The sequence below is a fragment of the Mycobacterium sp. NGS27 genome (assembly GCF_059813005.1).
The window spans coordinates 680,626-695,234 of sequence record NZ_JCALDT010000001.1; the positions used below are offsets into that span (position 1 = coordinate 680,626).

Sequence of the window (14,609 nt, forward strand, 5' to 3'; positions counted from 1 at the left end):
CAGCCCGTGGGGTTGAAAAGGCCCCGGCGCGGGCATCCTCGTGGCCGTGAGAACGGTGGAATATGCCCCGGGCCGCATGGCCGACGTCTTCGGCGAGCCTGCGCCGTTCACGATCTTGCTGTGGCATGGCGCGCAAACCGATGCCCGTGCCGCCGTCGGCCCACTGGCCGGGATGCTGGCCGAGCGTGGCGCCGCGGTGGTCGCCCCGGACTGGAACTCCCATGCCCAGGACGGCGGGCGGGCAGATCTGCTGGCGTCGCTGACGTTCGCCCGCAACCTCGCCACCGACGCCGAGCGCATCCTGCTGGTCGGATGGTCGATGGGCGGTGCCGCGGCGGCGGGTGCCACGTTGCACGCGGGGCGGCTCGACTTCGCTCCCGCACACACGGTCTGCCTGGCCGGAGCTTTCATGGTCCCCGATCCCATCTTCGGTGCGGCGCTGACCGACGGGCTCAGCGGTGCCGATATCGGTTCGCCGTTCACCTTGCTGCACGGCCTCGACGACGACGTCGTCCCCGTGCACGCGAGCAGAGACTTCGCCGCCCGCCTGGAACGCGTCGGCTGGCCGGTGGAGGTGGTCGAACTGGCCGCCGATCACGGCTCGATCGCCGGCGCCGACTACGACGCCCTCGCCGACCGCTACGAACCGGGCACGAGCAAGGAGGCGCTGCGGGGGGCCGAGGAGGTCGCCGCTCGGATCGCGGCGACACTGCGGTACGAATGATGGGTGGCTGAGCCGACCATCCTGCTGCTGTCGACATCCGACACGGACCTGATCAGCGCCCGATCCAGCGGGAAGAACTTTCGGTGGGCCAACCCGTCGCGGCTCTCGGAAGACGAATTGCCCGACCTGCTGGCCGGCGCCGCCATCGTGGTGGTGCGGATCCTCGGCGGCTATCGGGCCTGGCAAAGCGGCATCGACACGGTGATCGCCAGCGGGGTGCCGGCGGTCTTGGTCAGCGGCGAGCAGGCCGCCGACGCCGAACTGACCGGTCTGTCCACGCTGGCCGCCGGGATCGCGGTGCAGGCGCACATCTATCTGGCCCACGGCGGCGTGGACAACCTGCGTCAGCTGCACGCCTTCCTCTCGGACACCGTGCTGATGACCGGGTTCGGGTTCACCCCGCCGGTCGTGACGCCGACGTGGGGAGAGCTGCCGACGCCGAACGTCGCCGATACGGACGGCCCGACGATTGCGGTGCTGTACTACCGCGCGCAGCACCTGGCCGGCAACACCGGCTACGTCGAGGCGTTGTGCCGGGCCATCGAGGACGCCGGCGCGCGGCCGATGCCGGTCTACTGCGCGTCGCTGCGCACCGCCGAACCCGAGCTGCTGCGACGACTCGGCGACGCCGACGCCATGGTGGTGACCGTGCTGGCGGCCGGGGGACTGAAGCCGGCCACGGTCTCCGCCGGCGGCGACGACGACAGCTGGAACGTCGAACATCTTGCCGCCCTGGATATCCCGATCCTGCAAGGGCTGTGCCTGACCAGCCCGCGGGCCCAATGGCGCGCGAACGATGACGGCCTGAATCCGCTCGACGTGGCCAGCCAGGTGGCGGTGCCCGAGTTCGACGGCCGCATCATCACGGTCCCGTTCTCCTTCAAAGAGATCGACTCCGACGGGCTGATCTCCTATGTCGCCGACCCGGAACGCTGCGCCCGGGTCGCCGGACTGGCGGTGCGCCACGCGCGGCTGCGCCACGTCGCACCGGCGGATAAGCGGGTGGCCCTGGTGTTCTCGGCCTATCCCACCAAGCACGCCCGCATCGGCAACGCGGTCGGATTGGACACGCCGGCAAGCGCCATCGCGCTGCTGCAGGCGATGCGCGCTCACGGCTACCGGGTGGGTGAACTGCCGGGCGTCGAGGCCGGCGACGGTGACGCCCTGATCCACGCTCTGATCGAACGGGGCGGCCAGGACCCCGACTGGCTCACCGAAGGCCAGCTCGCCGGCAACCCGATCCGGGTGTCCGCCAAGGATTACCGCGAATGGTTCGCCACCCTGCCCCCCGAATTCACCGACGCGGTGACGGAGCACTGGGGCCCGGCGCCCGGAAATCTCTTCGTGGACCGCAGCCGCGATCCCGACGGCGAAATCGTCATCGCCGCAATGCAATCCGAGAACCTGGTGCTGATGGTGCAGCCGCCCCGCGGGTTCGGCGAAAACCCGGTCGCGATCTACCACGACCCGGATCTGCCGCCCAGCCACCACTACCTGGCCGCGTATCACTGGCTGGACGCCGGCTTCGGGTCGCACGCGGTGGTGCATCTGGGCAAGCACGGCAACCTGGAATGGTTGCCCGGCAAGACGCTGGGCATGTCGGCGGCCTGCGGCCCGGATGCCGCGCTGGGCGATCTGCCGATGATCTACCCGTTCCTGGTCAACGATCCCGGTGAGGGCACACAGGCCAAAAGGCGCGCGCACGCCGTTCTGGTCGACCACCTCATCCCGCCGATGGCGCGCGCCGAAACCTACGGTGACATCGCCCGTTTGGAGCAGTTGCTCGACGAGCACGCCAACGTCGCCGCCCTGGATCCGGGCAAGCTACCCGCGATCCGCCAGCAGATCTGGACGCTGATGCGGGCCGCGAAGATGGACCACGACCTGGGTCTGACCGAGCGGCCCGAAGAAGACTCATTCGACGACATGCTGCTGCACGTCGACGGGTGGCTGTGCGAGATCAAGGATGTCCAGATTCGCGACGGCTTGCACATCCTGGGGCAAAAGCCAACGGGCGACGCCGAACTGGACCTGGTGCTGGCGATCCTGCGGGCACGCCAACTGTTCGGCGGCGAGCACACCCTGCCCGGATTGCGTCAGGCGCTGGGCCTGGCCGAGGACGGCACCGACGACCGGACCACGGTCGATCGAACAGAGGCGGCGGCCCGCGAGCTCGTCGCCGCTTTACAGGCGACGGGCTGGGATGCCGATGCGGCCGAACGGATCACCGACAACGCCGACGTCGCGGCGGTGCTGCGATTCGCGGCCACCGAAGTGGTGCCACGGCTCGCCGGCACCGCCGCCGAGATCGAGCAGGTGCTGCGCGCCCTCAATGGCCGATTCATCCCGGCCGGCCCGTCCGGCTCGCCGCTGCGCGGCCTGGTCAACGTGCTGCCCACCGGTCGCAACTTCTACTCCGTCGACCCCAAGGCCGTGCCATCTCGCCTGGCCTGGGAAGCCGGTGTCGCGCTTGCCGATTCACTGTTGACCCGGTACCGCGACGACCACGGGCGATGGCCGCAATCCGTCGGGCTCTCGGTGTGGGGCACCTCGGCCATGCGCACCGCCGGTGACGACATCGCCGAAGTCCTTGCGCTGCTCGGTGTCCGGCCGGCGTGGGACGACGCCTCGCGGCGGGTCGTCGACCTGGCGCCGATCCCGCTCGCTGAGCTTGGCCGTCCGCGCATCGACGTGACGGTCCGCATCTCCGGTTTCTTCCGGGATGCCTTCCCGCACGTCGTGACGATGCTCGACGACGCTGTGCGGCTGGTCGCCGACCTCGACGAACCCGCCGAGCAGAACTACGTCCGCGCGCACGCCCAGGCCGACCTGGCTCAGCACGGCGATCAACGCCGCTCCACCACAAGGATTTTCGGATCCAAGCCGGGCACCTATGGCGCCGGCCTGTTGCAGCTCATCGACAGCCGCAACTGGCGTGACGACGCCGACCTCGCCGCCGTGTACACCGCCTGGGGTGGCTTCGCCTACGGCCGCGACCTGGACGGCCGCGAGGCCGTCGACGACATGAACCGGCAGTACCGGCGTATCGCGGTGGCCGCCAAGAACACCGATACCCGCGAACACGACATCGCCGACTCCGACGACTATTTTCAGTACCACGGCGGCATGGTGGCCACGGTGCGCGCGCTGACCGGGCAGGCCCCGGCCGCCTACATCGGCGACAACACCCGCCCCGATGCCATACGCACCCGCACGCTGTCGGAGGAGACCACCCGGGTGTTCCGCGCGCGCGTCGTCAATCCGCGCTGGATGTCGGCGATGCGGCGGCATGGATACAAGGGCGCGTTCGAGATGGCGGCGACCGTGGACTACCTGTTCGGCTACGACGCGACGGCCGGGGTGATGGCCGACTGGATGTACGAACAGCTCACCGAGCGCTACGTGCTGGACCCGGAGAACCGCAAGTTCATGTCGGAATCGAATCCCTGGGCGCTGCACGGCATGGCCGAACGGCTCCTGGAGGCCGCGGGCCGCGGCATGTGGGCGCAGCCGCAACCGGAAACGCTCGACGGGCTGCGCCAGGCGCTGCTGGAAACCGAAGGCGATCTCGAGGGCTAATTTTTTCTGCCGCGAGCAGACGCGAAAGTGCCAAAATCCTCGGCGTGTCGGGCACTTTCGCGTCTGCTCGCCGAACCACAGCTACACAAAATCGGAGCCGCCGTCCACGTTGACGGTGGCCCCGGTGACATAGCCGTTGCGCCGCGACGCCAGGTAGGCGGTCAGGGAGGCGACCTCTTCGGGCAGCCCGGCGCGGCCGAGGTCGCAGGGTTGGTGAAAGTTGTTGTCGATCCAGGTCATGACGTCGACGGGATTGGTCGCGTCCAGGCCGTCGGCGGCGAGAATGTCCTTGAGGTTCTCGGTGAAGCTGGCGGTGACGATGGTTCCCGGGCACACGCAGTTGACCAGAATGCCATCGGTGGCAAGGCTTTTCGATAAATTCTTGGTGACGCTGGCCAACGCCGCCTTGGACGCCGTGTACGCGACGATCCGCGGGTTTTGCCGCTGGATCGAGTGTGCCGCAAAGGTGACGATGCGGGCCCATTCCGCCGCGCGCAGCAGCGGTAACGCCCCGCGGATCGCCCGCACCCCTGACATGGTGCCGAGCGCGAACGTGTCGTCCCACCCCGCGTCGTCGAGCTGCTCGAAATAGCCGTCGCCCGGCCCGATCGTGTGGACCAGCGCGTTGAGCCGCCCCCAACGCTCGGCCACCGCGGCGAATCCGTCGGCGATCGACTGTGCGTCGGTCATGTCGACGCTGATCCCGACGGCGTCCGGCGCGCCGGCCTCGCGCAACGCCGTCACGGCGGCGTCGAGGGCTGCACGGCCACGGGCCATCACCGCCACGCTGGCGCCTTCGGCGGCAAGGGTTTCGGCGATCGCCAGCCCCATGCCCTTGCTGCCGCCGGTGACCACGGCCGTCGATCCACCGAAACCGAGATCCATCGCTAGTCTCCTTTCAGCCCGCGCAGACAAAAACGCAATATGCGTTCGCGCAACACGTTGCGGTCGCAGTCACCCGTCGCCCACTGCTCGTTGATGCCCGCCCACACCACGCCGTGGACGAACTGGGCGTCGCTGACCGGGTCGATGTCGCGGAACACCCCGGCCTGCTGTCCACGCGCGAGCGCATCGCGCAGCGGCTTGAGCATCTCGGCGTAGGCGGGCTGCACCAGGCCGGGGGACTGCGATTGAGCTTCCAGCGACAGGCGGCGCAGATCGGATCCAATGCCGTCGTCGAATGCCAGGTCCAGTCGGCCGTCGATCCACGCGATCACCGACTCGATGTCCGTTGTGGCAGCGGCCATCCGGCGGCGTAGCCGTCGCGTTTCTCCCCGCGCGCTCTCCAGAAAGACCGCGGCGACGAGTTCTTCCTTGGAGCCGAAATGGCGATAGAACGCGCGGGTGCTCAGTCCGGCCCGCTCAAGCACCGCCGCGATGCCGAGTCCGCCAACGCCCTGCTCGCGCAACACGGTTGACGCGGCGGCGAGGATCTCGCGGCCCACCGCCGCGTCCGGGCCGAGTTTTTCGCGTCGCCGCGTGCGGGGTGCTTTCACGTCAGGCCGTCGCATCGTAGGCGGCGAGATAGTTCGCAAACCGCTCGCGAACGCCTTCGGGCGTTAGGCCGTAGTCGGCCAGGTCATAGTCATGCGCGCCGCGGGAGCCGGGCCGGTGATCCGCGGCCCAACGCGTGACCGCGCCGAGGCTGTCATCGGTGAAGGTCAAGCCCAAGGCGGCGTAGCTGGATTGCAGCGTGCCGACCGGATCCGTCTGAAGGTCCGCGAACGAGACGTCGGCGAATCGGTCGTCGCCCATCCGGCCGCGGAAATCCATTGCCCGCCGGATGCCTTCGACCCAGCTGTCGACCTGCTCGGCGCCGAGTTCCCTGGCGTCGTCCCGGTCGCTGCTCCAGCTGCGCACATACCGGATCAGGCTGCAGACCGAACCCATCACTTTGGCCGGATCGCGGTGACTCCACAGGAATTTGGCGCCGGGATATGCCTCGACGAGCGCGTCGAGGGCGAACATGTGCACGGGTGTCTTGAGGTGCCACAGCACCGGGGGGCAGTGCCATTGCAACAACCGGAGAACTCGCCGATGAAAGACGTAGGTTTCGCGCATGTCGCAACCCATCAGCCACGCGAGATACCCGGGCGCGCGCACGGCGCCGTCAAAGTGGAAGGTGCGGAAGCTCATTCCCATCAGGTCCTGGCATTCGGTCGGCGCCGTGGCCTCGGAGTTGTACAAGGTTTTCATCAGCGGGAACATCTCGTCGAGCATCTTCAGGCCGGCCTCGGCCTGCGCGATCCGCGGGTCGTTGTGTTCGGTGGCGGCCTCCGGCGGCGGGGTGGGCGCTTGCGATTCCCACATGCGCAGCGATCGGAATTGGGGATCGGCGGCCACCAGCTGACTCAGCGCGGTGGTTCCGGTGCGGGGCAGGCCGATGACGAAGACGGGGCCCCCGACCGCCTGGTCGTCGATCTCGGGATGCTGCCGGTAGGCGTCCTCGACCTTCAGGCGTTGGATGAGGGCGTTGCTGATGGTGGCGTGCTGGATGACCCGCCCGATGTCATTGAGGTCCGCCTCGTGGTTCAGCGCGTCGACGATGCGTTCGAGTCCCTCGCGGTAGTAGGGCGATCCGAAATCGTCGAGGCCGGTTGCGGTTCGGGCACCATCCTCTAACTCGTCAGCATCGAAGGTCACCGCCCGAACCTTTCGTGCACCGCGCGGCGCCGGGCCGCGAGGATTCCTGCGCGCTCTTCGGGGGTGACTTGCGCTGTGCCCGAGGGCAACTCGGTGTGGACATCGTCGAACGGCACCACTCGTGTCGTCGGCGTCGGCGCCGTTTCGGTGCGCACGCAGCGCAGGATGATCGGACCGTTGCTGTGGCCCGCGGTGTCGAGCCAGTTGGCGATGCCGGGGTCGCGATCGCACAACACCACGCGGACCAATCCATCGGAATCCACTGCGGCCTGATGGGCATTCAGGCTGGACTGGTGGCGGCCGTAATGGATCGTCTCCCACCACGGGTTGCCGATCGAAAAGCTCCAATAAATGCCCTGTGGTGGCTCCACTTCGACGATGAGGGCCTCGCCCGGGCGCAGTTCGAACCGGCCGATCACCGGCCGGTTCTCCGCGGCGGCCCCTATGTCGGTGCGATCGATCGGGGGTAGGAAGCCGTTGGGTGGTGCGGCGGACCCGAACTGCAAAAAGAACGCCAGGTTGTCCGCGACGAAGTCGCCGAGCGCCGCCAGTTGCCTGGTCACCGCCGAGTGGGGGTGGACCGCACCGGGGGTGGCCCGGGCCGGGTCGCCGAGTCGCTCGATGCGCAGCGACGATGCCACCTCGGCATCCCAGTCGTAGAAGAAGTGCCGCACCGTCAACGTGGGATGCTCACCTTCGATTCGCATCCAATTGCCCTCTTGCCCAGGCTGTTTCGAGGACGACAGCACCACCTCGAAGTTGCCGTCGGGATCCGTTTCGAGCTCGTCGACCAGCTCGTTGGCGGTGGCGGTGATGCCGTTCATCGTCTGCAGCCCGACGTAGCGGGCGGTGCCGCGGTTGCCGTACAGCCGATAGCTCTGCCCGCCGCGCAGCGCGGCGCGGGTGTAGAGGCAGTCCGGGCATTCCATTCCCCAGGTCACGATGTCATCGGTGCTGGTGCGTTGGACACGCAATGCCGGATCCGGATCGAACCGCAGCGCCTCGTCGATACCCGCGGCGAGCAGCACCAGCAGGTGCCGGATTCCGGCGGCGGCGTCGGTCCGGTTGCGGCTCGCCGGCTCGGATTCGACCCTCCGCGCGGCTTCGCCGAGCCGGCTCAAGAGCTGTGACCACGCCGCAAACAGGTCGGTATCGCTCGTCTCGCCCGACGATGCCAAGGCCGCCTCGGCGATCGTGAACGGCAACCACGCCAGCGGCGTTTTCGGATCGCTCATGATGCCCACTTCGATCGGTGCTCTGCGGCCTTAATTGAAAATAGCGTTTTCAGTTAAGCTGTCATGACTATCGCAGCCGAGCGCCGAGAATGTCAACGCCCCCACCGCGCGGCGGTACGTTGTCCTGGTGACACCGACCTTCGCCGATCTCGCCAAGGCGCAATACATCCTGCTGACCACGTTCACCAAGGACGGCAAGCCCAAGCCGACGCCCATCTGGGCCGCCCTGGACAAACAGCGTGGGGACCGGCTGCTGGTCATCACCCAGGAGAAGTCGTGGAAGGTCAAGCGAATCCGCAATACCCCGCGCGTCACGCTGGCCACCTGCACCATGAACGGCCGCCCGACCAGCGAGGCCGTCGAGGGAACGGCGGCCATTCTCGACAAGTCGGCGACGGCCTCCGTTTACGACGCCATCGGAGAGCGCTACGGGGTGCTGGGCAAGGTGTTCAACTTCTTCAGCAAGCTGCGCGGCGGCATGGACAACAACGTCGGCCTCGAACTGAAAGTGGCCTGACCGCCGAGGCGCCGTGGGCACCGTTCTCATCCCGATCCCGGACCGCGACTTCGACCCGACCGAGGTCGCCGTCAGTTGGTCGGTGTTGACGCGAAACGGCCACCGGGTGGTCTTCGCGACCGAAAGCGGCACGCCCGGGGCGGCCGACGACATCATGCTGACGGGCCGTGGACTGGACGCCTGGTCCGTGCTGCCGCTGCTGGGCGCCATCCCGCTGATCGGACTGACGCTGCGCGCGAACAAGACCGGGCGTCGTGCGTATCGGGATATGGTGCGCTCCAACGAATTTCAGCATCCGGTCAGCTGGGAGGACGCCACCCTGGACGGCGTGGACGGGCTGCTGTTGCCGGGCGGGCACCGCGCCCGAGGAATGCGCGGCTACATCGACAGTGACATCCTGCACCGGCTGGTCGTGGACGCCTTCGCGCACGAGCTGGTAGTCGCCGCCATCTGTCACGGGGTGCTCCTGGCCGCGCGCAGCACCGATCCCACGACCGGCCGGTCCATCCTCTACGGCCGCAAGACCACGGCGTTGACGTGGGCCATGGAGCGGTTGGCCTGGCGCCTCACCCGATTCACCCGGTTCTGGGATCGCGACTACTACCGGACCTATACCGAGGGACCCGGCCAACCCGGCGGGTACATGTCGGTGCAGTCGGAAGTCACCCGCGCGCTTGAAGGTCCAGCGGATTTCCGCGACGTCGCCCGGGGATCGCCGCACTGGCGACTGAAAACCTCGGGAATGGCGCGCGATACGCCGACCGACTCGAGGCCCGCCTTCGTCGTCGACGACGGCGGCTACGTGTCGGCGCGCTGGCCCGGCGACACCCACACTTTCGCAACGGTGTTGTCGCAGAAGCTGAACGCCGCGCACTAACCCGCTACGTCGCGGAGCCCGTTCCCAGATGCTCGCCGAAGAACGCGAACACCCGCCGCCACGCATCCTCGGTGGCGTTCGCGTCGTAGCCGAAACCCGCTATGCGAAGCAGCGGCTGGGCCGGCAGCTCGTTGGCGAAGCTGTGCCCGACGCCCGGATAGGTCTTCACATCGGCGGTGATGTTCTTGGCCGCGATGGTCTTGTTCAGCTTCTCGGGCGCGCCACGGCCCAGCGGGTCGCGGGCGCCGAAGCTGGCCACCACCGGGCACGCGCCGTCGAGCGTTTTGTCGAGGTTGCGGGGCAGCGGAGCGCCATAGAACGGCGCGGAGGCGTCAAAGCCTTTGGGCGACATGACAAGAGCGAACTGACCGCCCATGCAGAAGCCCGCGATGCCGACCTGGCCGTTGCATTCCGGCATGGCCTTCAGGTGATCGCGCGCGGCCAGGATGTCGTCGAGGGCGCGGCCACGCTGCGTTTGCAGCTCCTTCATGACGCGGGTGATGCAGCGGATGCGGCCGCCGCGGGCATACATGTTCGGGGTTATCGCCAGATAGCCTGCCGCCGCGATGCGGTCATTGATCGACTGCTTGTCCCGGCCGTAACCGAATGCATCGTGGATCACCACCACACCCGGCCACGGACCCTGTCCGGGCGGGGTGCTCAGTAACGCATCGATCGGTCCGTCGGGGGTATCGATGTGAATCGTCGTCATAGCGTCATCTAACTGCAACCACGCCGGCGAGCACCACGGGAACTCAGGTGTGGTCCGCGGGCGTTGGTCTGGCATGGTGTCGCGGCTGTTGCTGATCTACGCCGTCGTCGAACTCGCGGTGATCTTCGCGTTGGTGTCGACGATCGGATGGGGCTGGACCCTGCTGGCGCTGTTGGCCACCTTCCTGCTCGGCTGGGGGATCGTGGCCCCGCTGGCGGGTTCGCACCTGATCCGCCGTATCGGGCAGCTGCGCTCGGGCCTGGCCGCACGACGCGCCGCGGCCGGTGACGGCGCGCTGGTCAGCCTGGCGATGCTGCTCGTCCTCGTGCCCGGCCTGGCCAGCACGGCGGTGGGCTTGTTGCTGCTCATCCCGCCGGTACGATCGGCCGTCGGCCCCGGGCTGACCGCGGTAGCGATGCGCAAGTTGCAGCGGCGGACGCGGGGACTCAGTTACGCGGGCGCGTTCGGCGGCGATCCGTACCCGGCCTCGTACGCCGGCGGGGCCTACCCGGACGCTGGCGGCCACGGCGACTACATCGACGGCGAGGTCATTGATGTCCGCGACGTCGATGCGCCGGCGCGGCCGCAACGATTCGACGGCCGCTGACACGGCGCTGTGACCGTCTGAGCATCGTTATCGCCATTCGGACCGGTGCACGTAGTTTTGGGCTGTGACCGCTAGATCCGCCCCGGTAACCCTGCTGGTCAACGGTCGCGTGCACAGCCCGGCCCAGCCCGACGCGACCGCGATGGCGGTCCGCGACGGCCTCGTGGCATGGCTGGGCGCCGACGCGGTCGGCCGACGCATGTTTCCGGACACCGATGTCGAAGACCTTCAGGGCGGTTTCGTGGCGCCGGGATTCGTGGACAGCCACATCCACCTCACCGCGACCGGGCTCACGCTCAGCGGGCTGGACCTGCGGTCGGCAGCCTCCTTCGCCCAGTGCCTGCAGATGGTCGCCGACTATGCCGCCGCGCACCCTGGCCAGCCGGTGTGGGGGCACGGCTGGGATGAAACGTCGTGGCCGGAGAACGCCCCGCCGGCCACCGGCGACCTGGACGCCGTTGTCGGTGACCGGCCCGCCTACCTGGCGCGCGTGGACGTGCATTCCGCGCTCGCGTCGACGGGCCTGCGGCGGCTGGTCGGCGACCTTCCGGCGGCGGCGGGTTTCAGCGCCGAGGGGCCGCTGGTCGGCGACGCGCACCACCTGGTGCGGGCCGCTGCGCGGGACCGGCTGACCGCCGACCAGCTCGCCGAAGCCCGTGCCGCGGCCCTGCGTGCCGCCGCCGCGGCGGGCATCGTCGCGGTGCACGAATGCGCCGGGCCCGAGATCGGCGGGATCGACGACTGGCTGCAATTGCGGGCCCTCGACCATGGCGTTGAGGTGATCGGTTATTGGGGTGAGCCGGTGAGCAGCCCCGCCCAGGCGCTCGAGCTGATGGCGGCGACCGGAGCCCGCGGGCTGGCCGGCGACCTGTTCGTCGACGGGGCATTGGGGTCGCGCACCGCCTGGCTGCGCGAGCCGTACGCGGATGCGTCGCATCGCACCGGAACCTGCTATCTCGATTGCGATGCCGTCGAGAAACACCTGCGGGCATGCACCCAGGCCGAAGTCACCGCGGGGTTCCACGTCATCGGGGACGCCGCGGTCGAGACGGTGGTGAGTGCGCTCGAGCGCGTCGTCGCCGACCTCGGGCCGGTCGCGGTCGCACGCTGCGGACACCGCCTCGAGCATGTCGAGATGGTCAGCGCCGATCAGGCCGCCAAGCTGGGCCAGTGGGGTGTCATCGCCAGCGTGCAGCCCAATTTCGATGCGCTGTGGGGCGGCGCCGACGGCATGTACGCGCGGCGGCTCGGCCCCCAGCGAGCCAGTCGGCTCAACCCTTTTGCGCTGTTAGCATCCCAAGGCGTGCCCCTCGCGCTAGGTTCCGACGCTCCGGTCACCGATTTCGACCCGTGGGTGAGCGTGCGCGCAGCTGTCAACCACCGCACCCCGGGCAGCGGGATCTCGGCGCGGGCGGCGTTCGCGGCCGCCACCCGGGGCGGCTGGCGGGCGGCCGGCGTCCGCGACGGCAACGCGGGCACCCTGGTGCCGGGGGCGGCGGCCTCATATGCCATCTGGGATGCCGGAGACCTGGCGGTGCACGCCCCGCAAGACGCCGTCCAGCGCTGGTCGACCGACCCGCGTTCCCGCGTGCCCGCGCTGCCACGATTAGGCCCGGGCGACGCCCTACCGCGCTGCCGGCGAACGGTGCATCGGGGCGCTGTGATCCATGGCTAGGGATCGGTCGGGCGGCGACCAACCCGCGGACCGAACCGATGCGCTGGACACGAACCTGCCGCAGCCGCCGGATTCCGACCCGATCAGCGATGAGGCCGAGTCGGACCGCGACGATCAGCCCGTCGACGTCCACGCCGAGCCCGACCCGCACGACCGGGACGAGGACGCCGCACCGGCCGAGGAACGCGCGCCGGCGGCCGGTCGGCGGGGGACCGCCGCGCGGGGCGCGGTAACGGGGTTGCTCGCCGCGGTGACCGCGCGGCTGCCCGCCGCCCAGGCCGCGATGCTGCCCCGCCTGACCCGGCTGAGTTGCGCCGTGGTGGGCGGCCTGCTGTTCTGCGCCAGTTTCCCGTCCCTCAACTGGTGGTGGGGCGCCGTTGTGGCCGCCGCGCTGCTGGCGTGGGTGTTGACGCATCCCGCGACTACGCCGGCGGGCGGCCTGGGTTACGGCTTCCTTTTCGGGCTGGCGTTCTACCTGCCACTACTGCCGTGGGTCGGGCTCCTGGTCGGCCCCATCCCGTGGATCGCGCTCGCCACCGTGTCGGCGCTGTTTCCCGCGCTGTTCGGCCTTTGCGCCGTCATCGTGCGCCGGCTGCCCGGCTGGCCCCTCTGGTTCGCGTTGCTGTGGGCGGCCCAGGAGTGGCTCAAGTCGATCGGTCCGTTTGGCGGCTTTCCCTGGGGATCGGCAGCATTCGGCCAGACCCAGGGCCCGTTCCTGCCCCTGGCCCAGCTCGGCGGTGTCGCGCTGCTGTCGATGGCGATCATGCTGGTGGGCTTCAGCGCGACGGCCATCGCGCTCGAGATCGTGAAATGGTGGCACTCGGGTCATCCGGCGACCCGGGCGGCCGACGACGGACGCCCTGACGACCCAGATCAGGCGCCGCCCGCGGTGGTGCTGCCCGGCGTGTGCATCTGCCTGGTGCTGTTCGCGTCGCTCATCGTCTGGCCGCAGGTGCGCCACGCCGGCACCGGATCGGGTGGCGAGCCGTCGGTCACCGTGGCGGCCATCCAGGGCAATGTGCCGAGGCTGGGCTTCGAGTTCAACGAACAGCGGCGCGCGGTGCTGGACAACCACGTCCAGGAAACCCTGCGGCTGGCGGAGGACGTGCGTTCGGGCGCCGCCCCGCAACCGCAATTCGTGATCTGGCCGGAAGACTCGTCGGACATCGACCCGCTGGTCAACAATGACGCGGCGCTGGAGATCTCGCAGGCCGCGGCGGCCATCGGCGCTCCGATCCTGATCGGCAGCGTGCTCGACGTGCCGGGGCGCCCGCCGCAGGATCCGAACTACACCAACACCATGATCGTGTGGAATCCGGCCACCGGCCCGGCCGATCGCCACGACAAGGAGATCGTGCAGCCCTTCGGCGAATACCTGCCGATGCCGTGGCTGTTCAAGCACCTGTCCGGGTACGCCGACCGCGCCGGAAGCTTTGTGCCCCGACCGGGCTCCGACGTGGTGCATATCGCGGGGGTGCCCGTCGGCGTCGCCACCTGCTGGGAAGTGATCTTCGACCGGGTGCCGAGGAAAGCGGTGCTCGGCGGCGCCCAGCTGCTGGCCGTGCCGGCCAACAACGCGACGTTCAACAAGAGGATGAGCGAGCAGCAGCTTGCCTTCGCCAAGGTCCGGGCGGTCGAGCACGACCGGTACGTGGTGGTGGCCGGCACCACGGGGATCAGCGCGGTGGTGGCCCCCGATGGCGGCGAGCTGGCCCGCACCGAGTTCTTCCAGCCCGCCTATCTGGATATGCAGGTGCGCCTCAAGACCAGGCTGACCCCTGCGACGCGATGGGGGCCGCTGCTGCAATGGGTCATGGTCCTGGCGGCCGGAGCGGTGATCCTGGCCGGGATACGGCACAATGGATGGTTCCCGCGTTCGATACGTCTGCCGTCCACACGCCAATCGAAAGGGGCCGGTGCAACACCCGGCAAGCCCCGTCCGACGAGCACGACTGAAGACACCGCGCCCGACCCCCGGGACCGCACGCCGGCAGACGACGGCGACTGACCACGCCCCGTCCGACCAGGACGGGGTGGCAC

General features: G+C 69.1%; 12 protein-coding genes. 7 read left to right on the forward strand and 5 right to left on the reverse strand.

The features are described from left to right. The first annotated feature begins 46 nt into the window (after positions 1–46). Positions 47–724, forward strand: coding sequence for an alpha/beta hydrolase family protein (locus AC5Y30_RS02925; protein WP_499916134.1), 678 nt, complete (start codon positions 47–49; stop codon positions 722–724). 3 nt (positions 725–727) lie between these two features. Further along, complete coding sequence (gene cobN, locus AC5Y30_RS02930) at positions 728–4,303, forward strand: cobaltochelatase subunit CobN (protein ID WP_499916136.1); 3,576 nt, start codon at positions 728–730, stop codon at positions 4,301–4,303. An 81-nt stretch (positions 4,304–4,384) separates the two neighbouring features. Here cobN and AC5Y30_RS02935 read toward each other — a convergent pair whose 3' ends face one another. Genes AC5Y30_RS02935 through AC5Y30_RS02950 form a run of 4 tightly spaced genes read right to left on the reverse strand, consistent with a single transcriptional unit; the run spans position 4,385 to position 8,181 of the window. After that, positions 4,385–5,188 (reverse strand): SDR family NAD(P)-dependent oxidoreductase, encoded by an 804-nt coding sequence (locus AC5Y30_RS02935; RefSeq protein ID WP_499916138.1) that lies wholly within the window; start codon positions 5,186–5,188, stop codon positions 4,385–4,387. Positions 5,189–5,190: 2 nt separating this feature from the next. Then, positions 5,191–5,799, reverse strand: coding sequence for a TetR/AcrR family transcriptional regulator (locus AC5Y30_RS02940; protein WP_499916140.1), 609 nt, complete (start codon positions 5,797–5,799; stop codon positions 5,191–5,193). Between the two features lies 1 nt (position 5,800). Further along, positions 5,801–6,946: a sulfotransferase family protein gene (locus tag AC5Y30_RS02945; protein ID WP_499916142.1), complete on the reverse strand. Its 1,146-nt coding sequence runs from the start codon at positions 6,944–6,946 to the stop codon at positions 5,801–5,803. Continuing rightward, positions 6,943–8,181, reverse strand: a complete 1,239-nt coding sequence (locus tag AC5Y30_RS02950) for a DUF1214 domain-containing protein (protein ID WP_499916144.1) — start codon at positions 8,179–8,181, stop codon at positions 6,943–6,945. The genes AC5Y30_RS02945 and AC5Y30_RS02950 overlap by 4 nt, the downstream gene beginning before the upstream one ends. A gap of 127 nt (positions 8,182–8,308) precedes the next feature. On the opposite strand from AC5Y30_RS02950, the gene AC5Y30_RS02955 reads away from it, so the two are divergent. Together AC5Y30_RS02955 and AC5Y30_RS02960 are read left to right on the forward strand one after the other, a co-directional pair. Beyond that, a complete protein-coding gene (locus AC5Y30_RS02955; RefSeq protein ID WP_499916146.1) occupies positions 8,309–8,698 on the forward strand; it encodes a PPOX class F420-dependent oxidoreductase in 390 nt (129 codons plus the stop codon). A 13-nt stretch (positions 8,699–8,711) separates the two neighbouring features. Next, positions 8,712–9,575 carry a type 1 glutamine amidotransferase domain-containing protein gene (locus tag AC5Y30_RS02960; protein WP_499916148.1) on the forward strand — a complete coding sequence of 288 codons (864 nt, stop codon included), beginning with the start codon at positions 8,712–8,714 and terminating at the stop codon, positions 9,573–9,575. 4 nt (positions 9,576–9,579) lie between these two features. Here the strand turns inward: AC5Y30_RS02960 and AC5Y30_RS02965 are convergent, their stop codons facing one another. Beyond that, entirely contained in the window at positions 9,580–10,287 is a 708-nt protein-coding gene (locus tag AC5Y30_RS02965; RefSeq protein WP_499916150.1) for a dienelactone hydrolase family protein, read from the reverse strand. Between the two features lie 73 nt (positions 10,288–10,360). Here AC5Y30_RS02965 and AC5Y30_RS02970 point away from each other — a divergent pair, with 73 nt between their 5' ends. From AC5Y30_RS02970 to lnt, 3 genes are all read left to right on the forward strand, one after another. Next, complete coding sequence (locus AC5Y30_RS02970) at positions 10,361–10,894, forward strand: FxsA family protein (protein ID WP_499916759.1); 534 nt, start codon at positions 10,361–10,363, stop codon at positions 10,892–10,894. A 142-nt stretch (positions 10,895–11,036) separates the two neighbouring features. Then, positions 11,037–12,569, forward strand: coding sequence for an amidohydrolase (locus tag AC5Y30_RS02975; RefSeq protein ID WP_499916761.1), 1,533 nt, complete (start codon positions 11,037–11,039; stop codon positions 12,567–12,569). Between the two features lie 283 nt (positions 12,570–12,852). Continuing rightward, entirely contained in the window at positions 12,853–14,577 is a 1,725-nt protein-coding gene (lnt, locus tag AC5Y30_RS02980; RefSeq protein WP_499916763.1) for an apolipoprotein N-acyltransferase, read from the forward strand. The last annotated feature ends 32 nt before the right edge of the window (positions 14,578–14,609 follow it).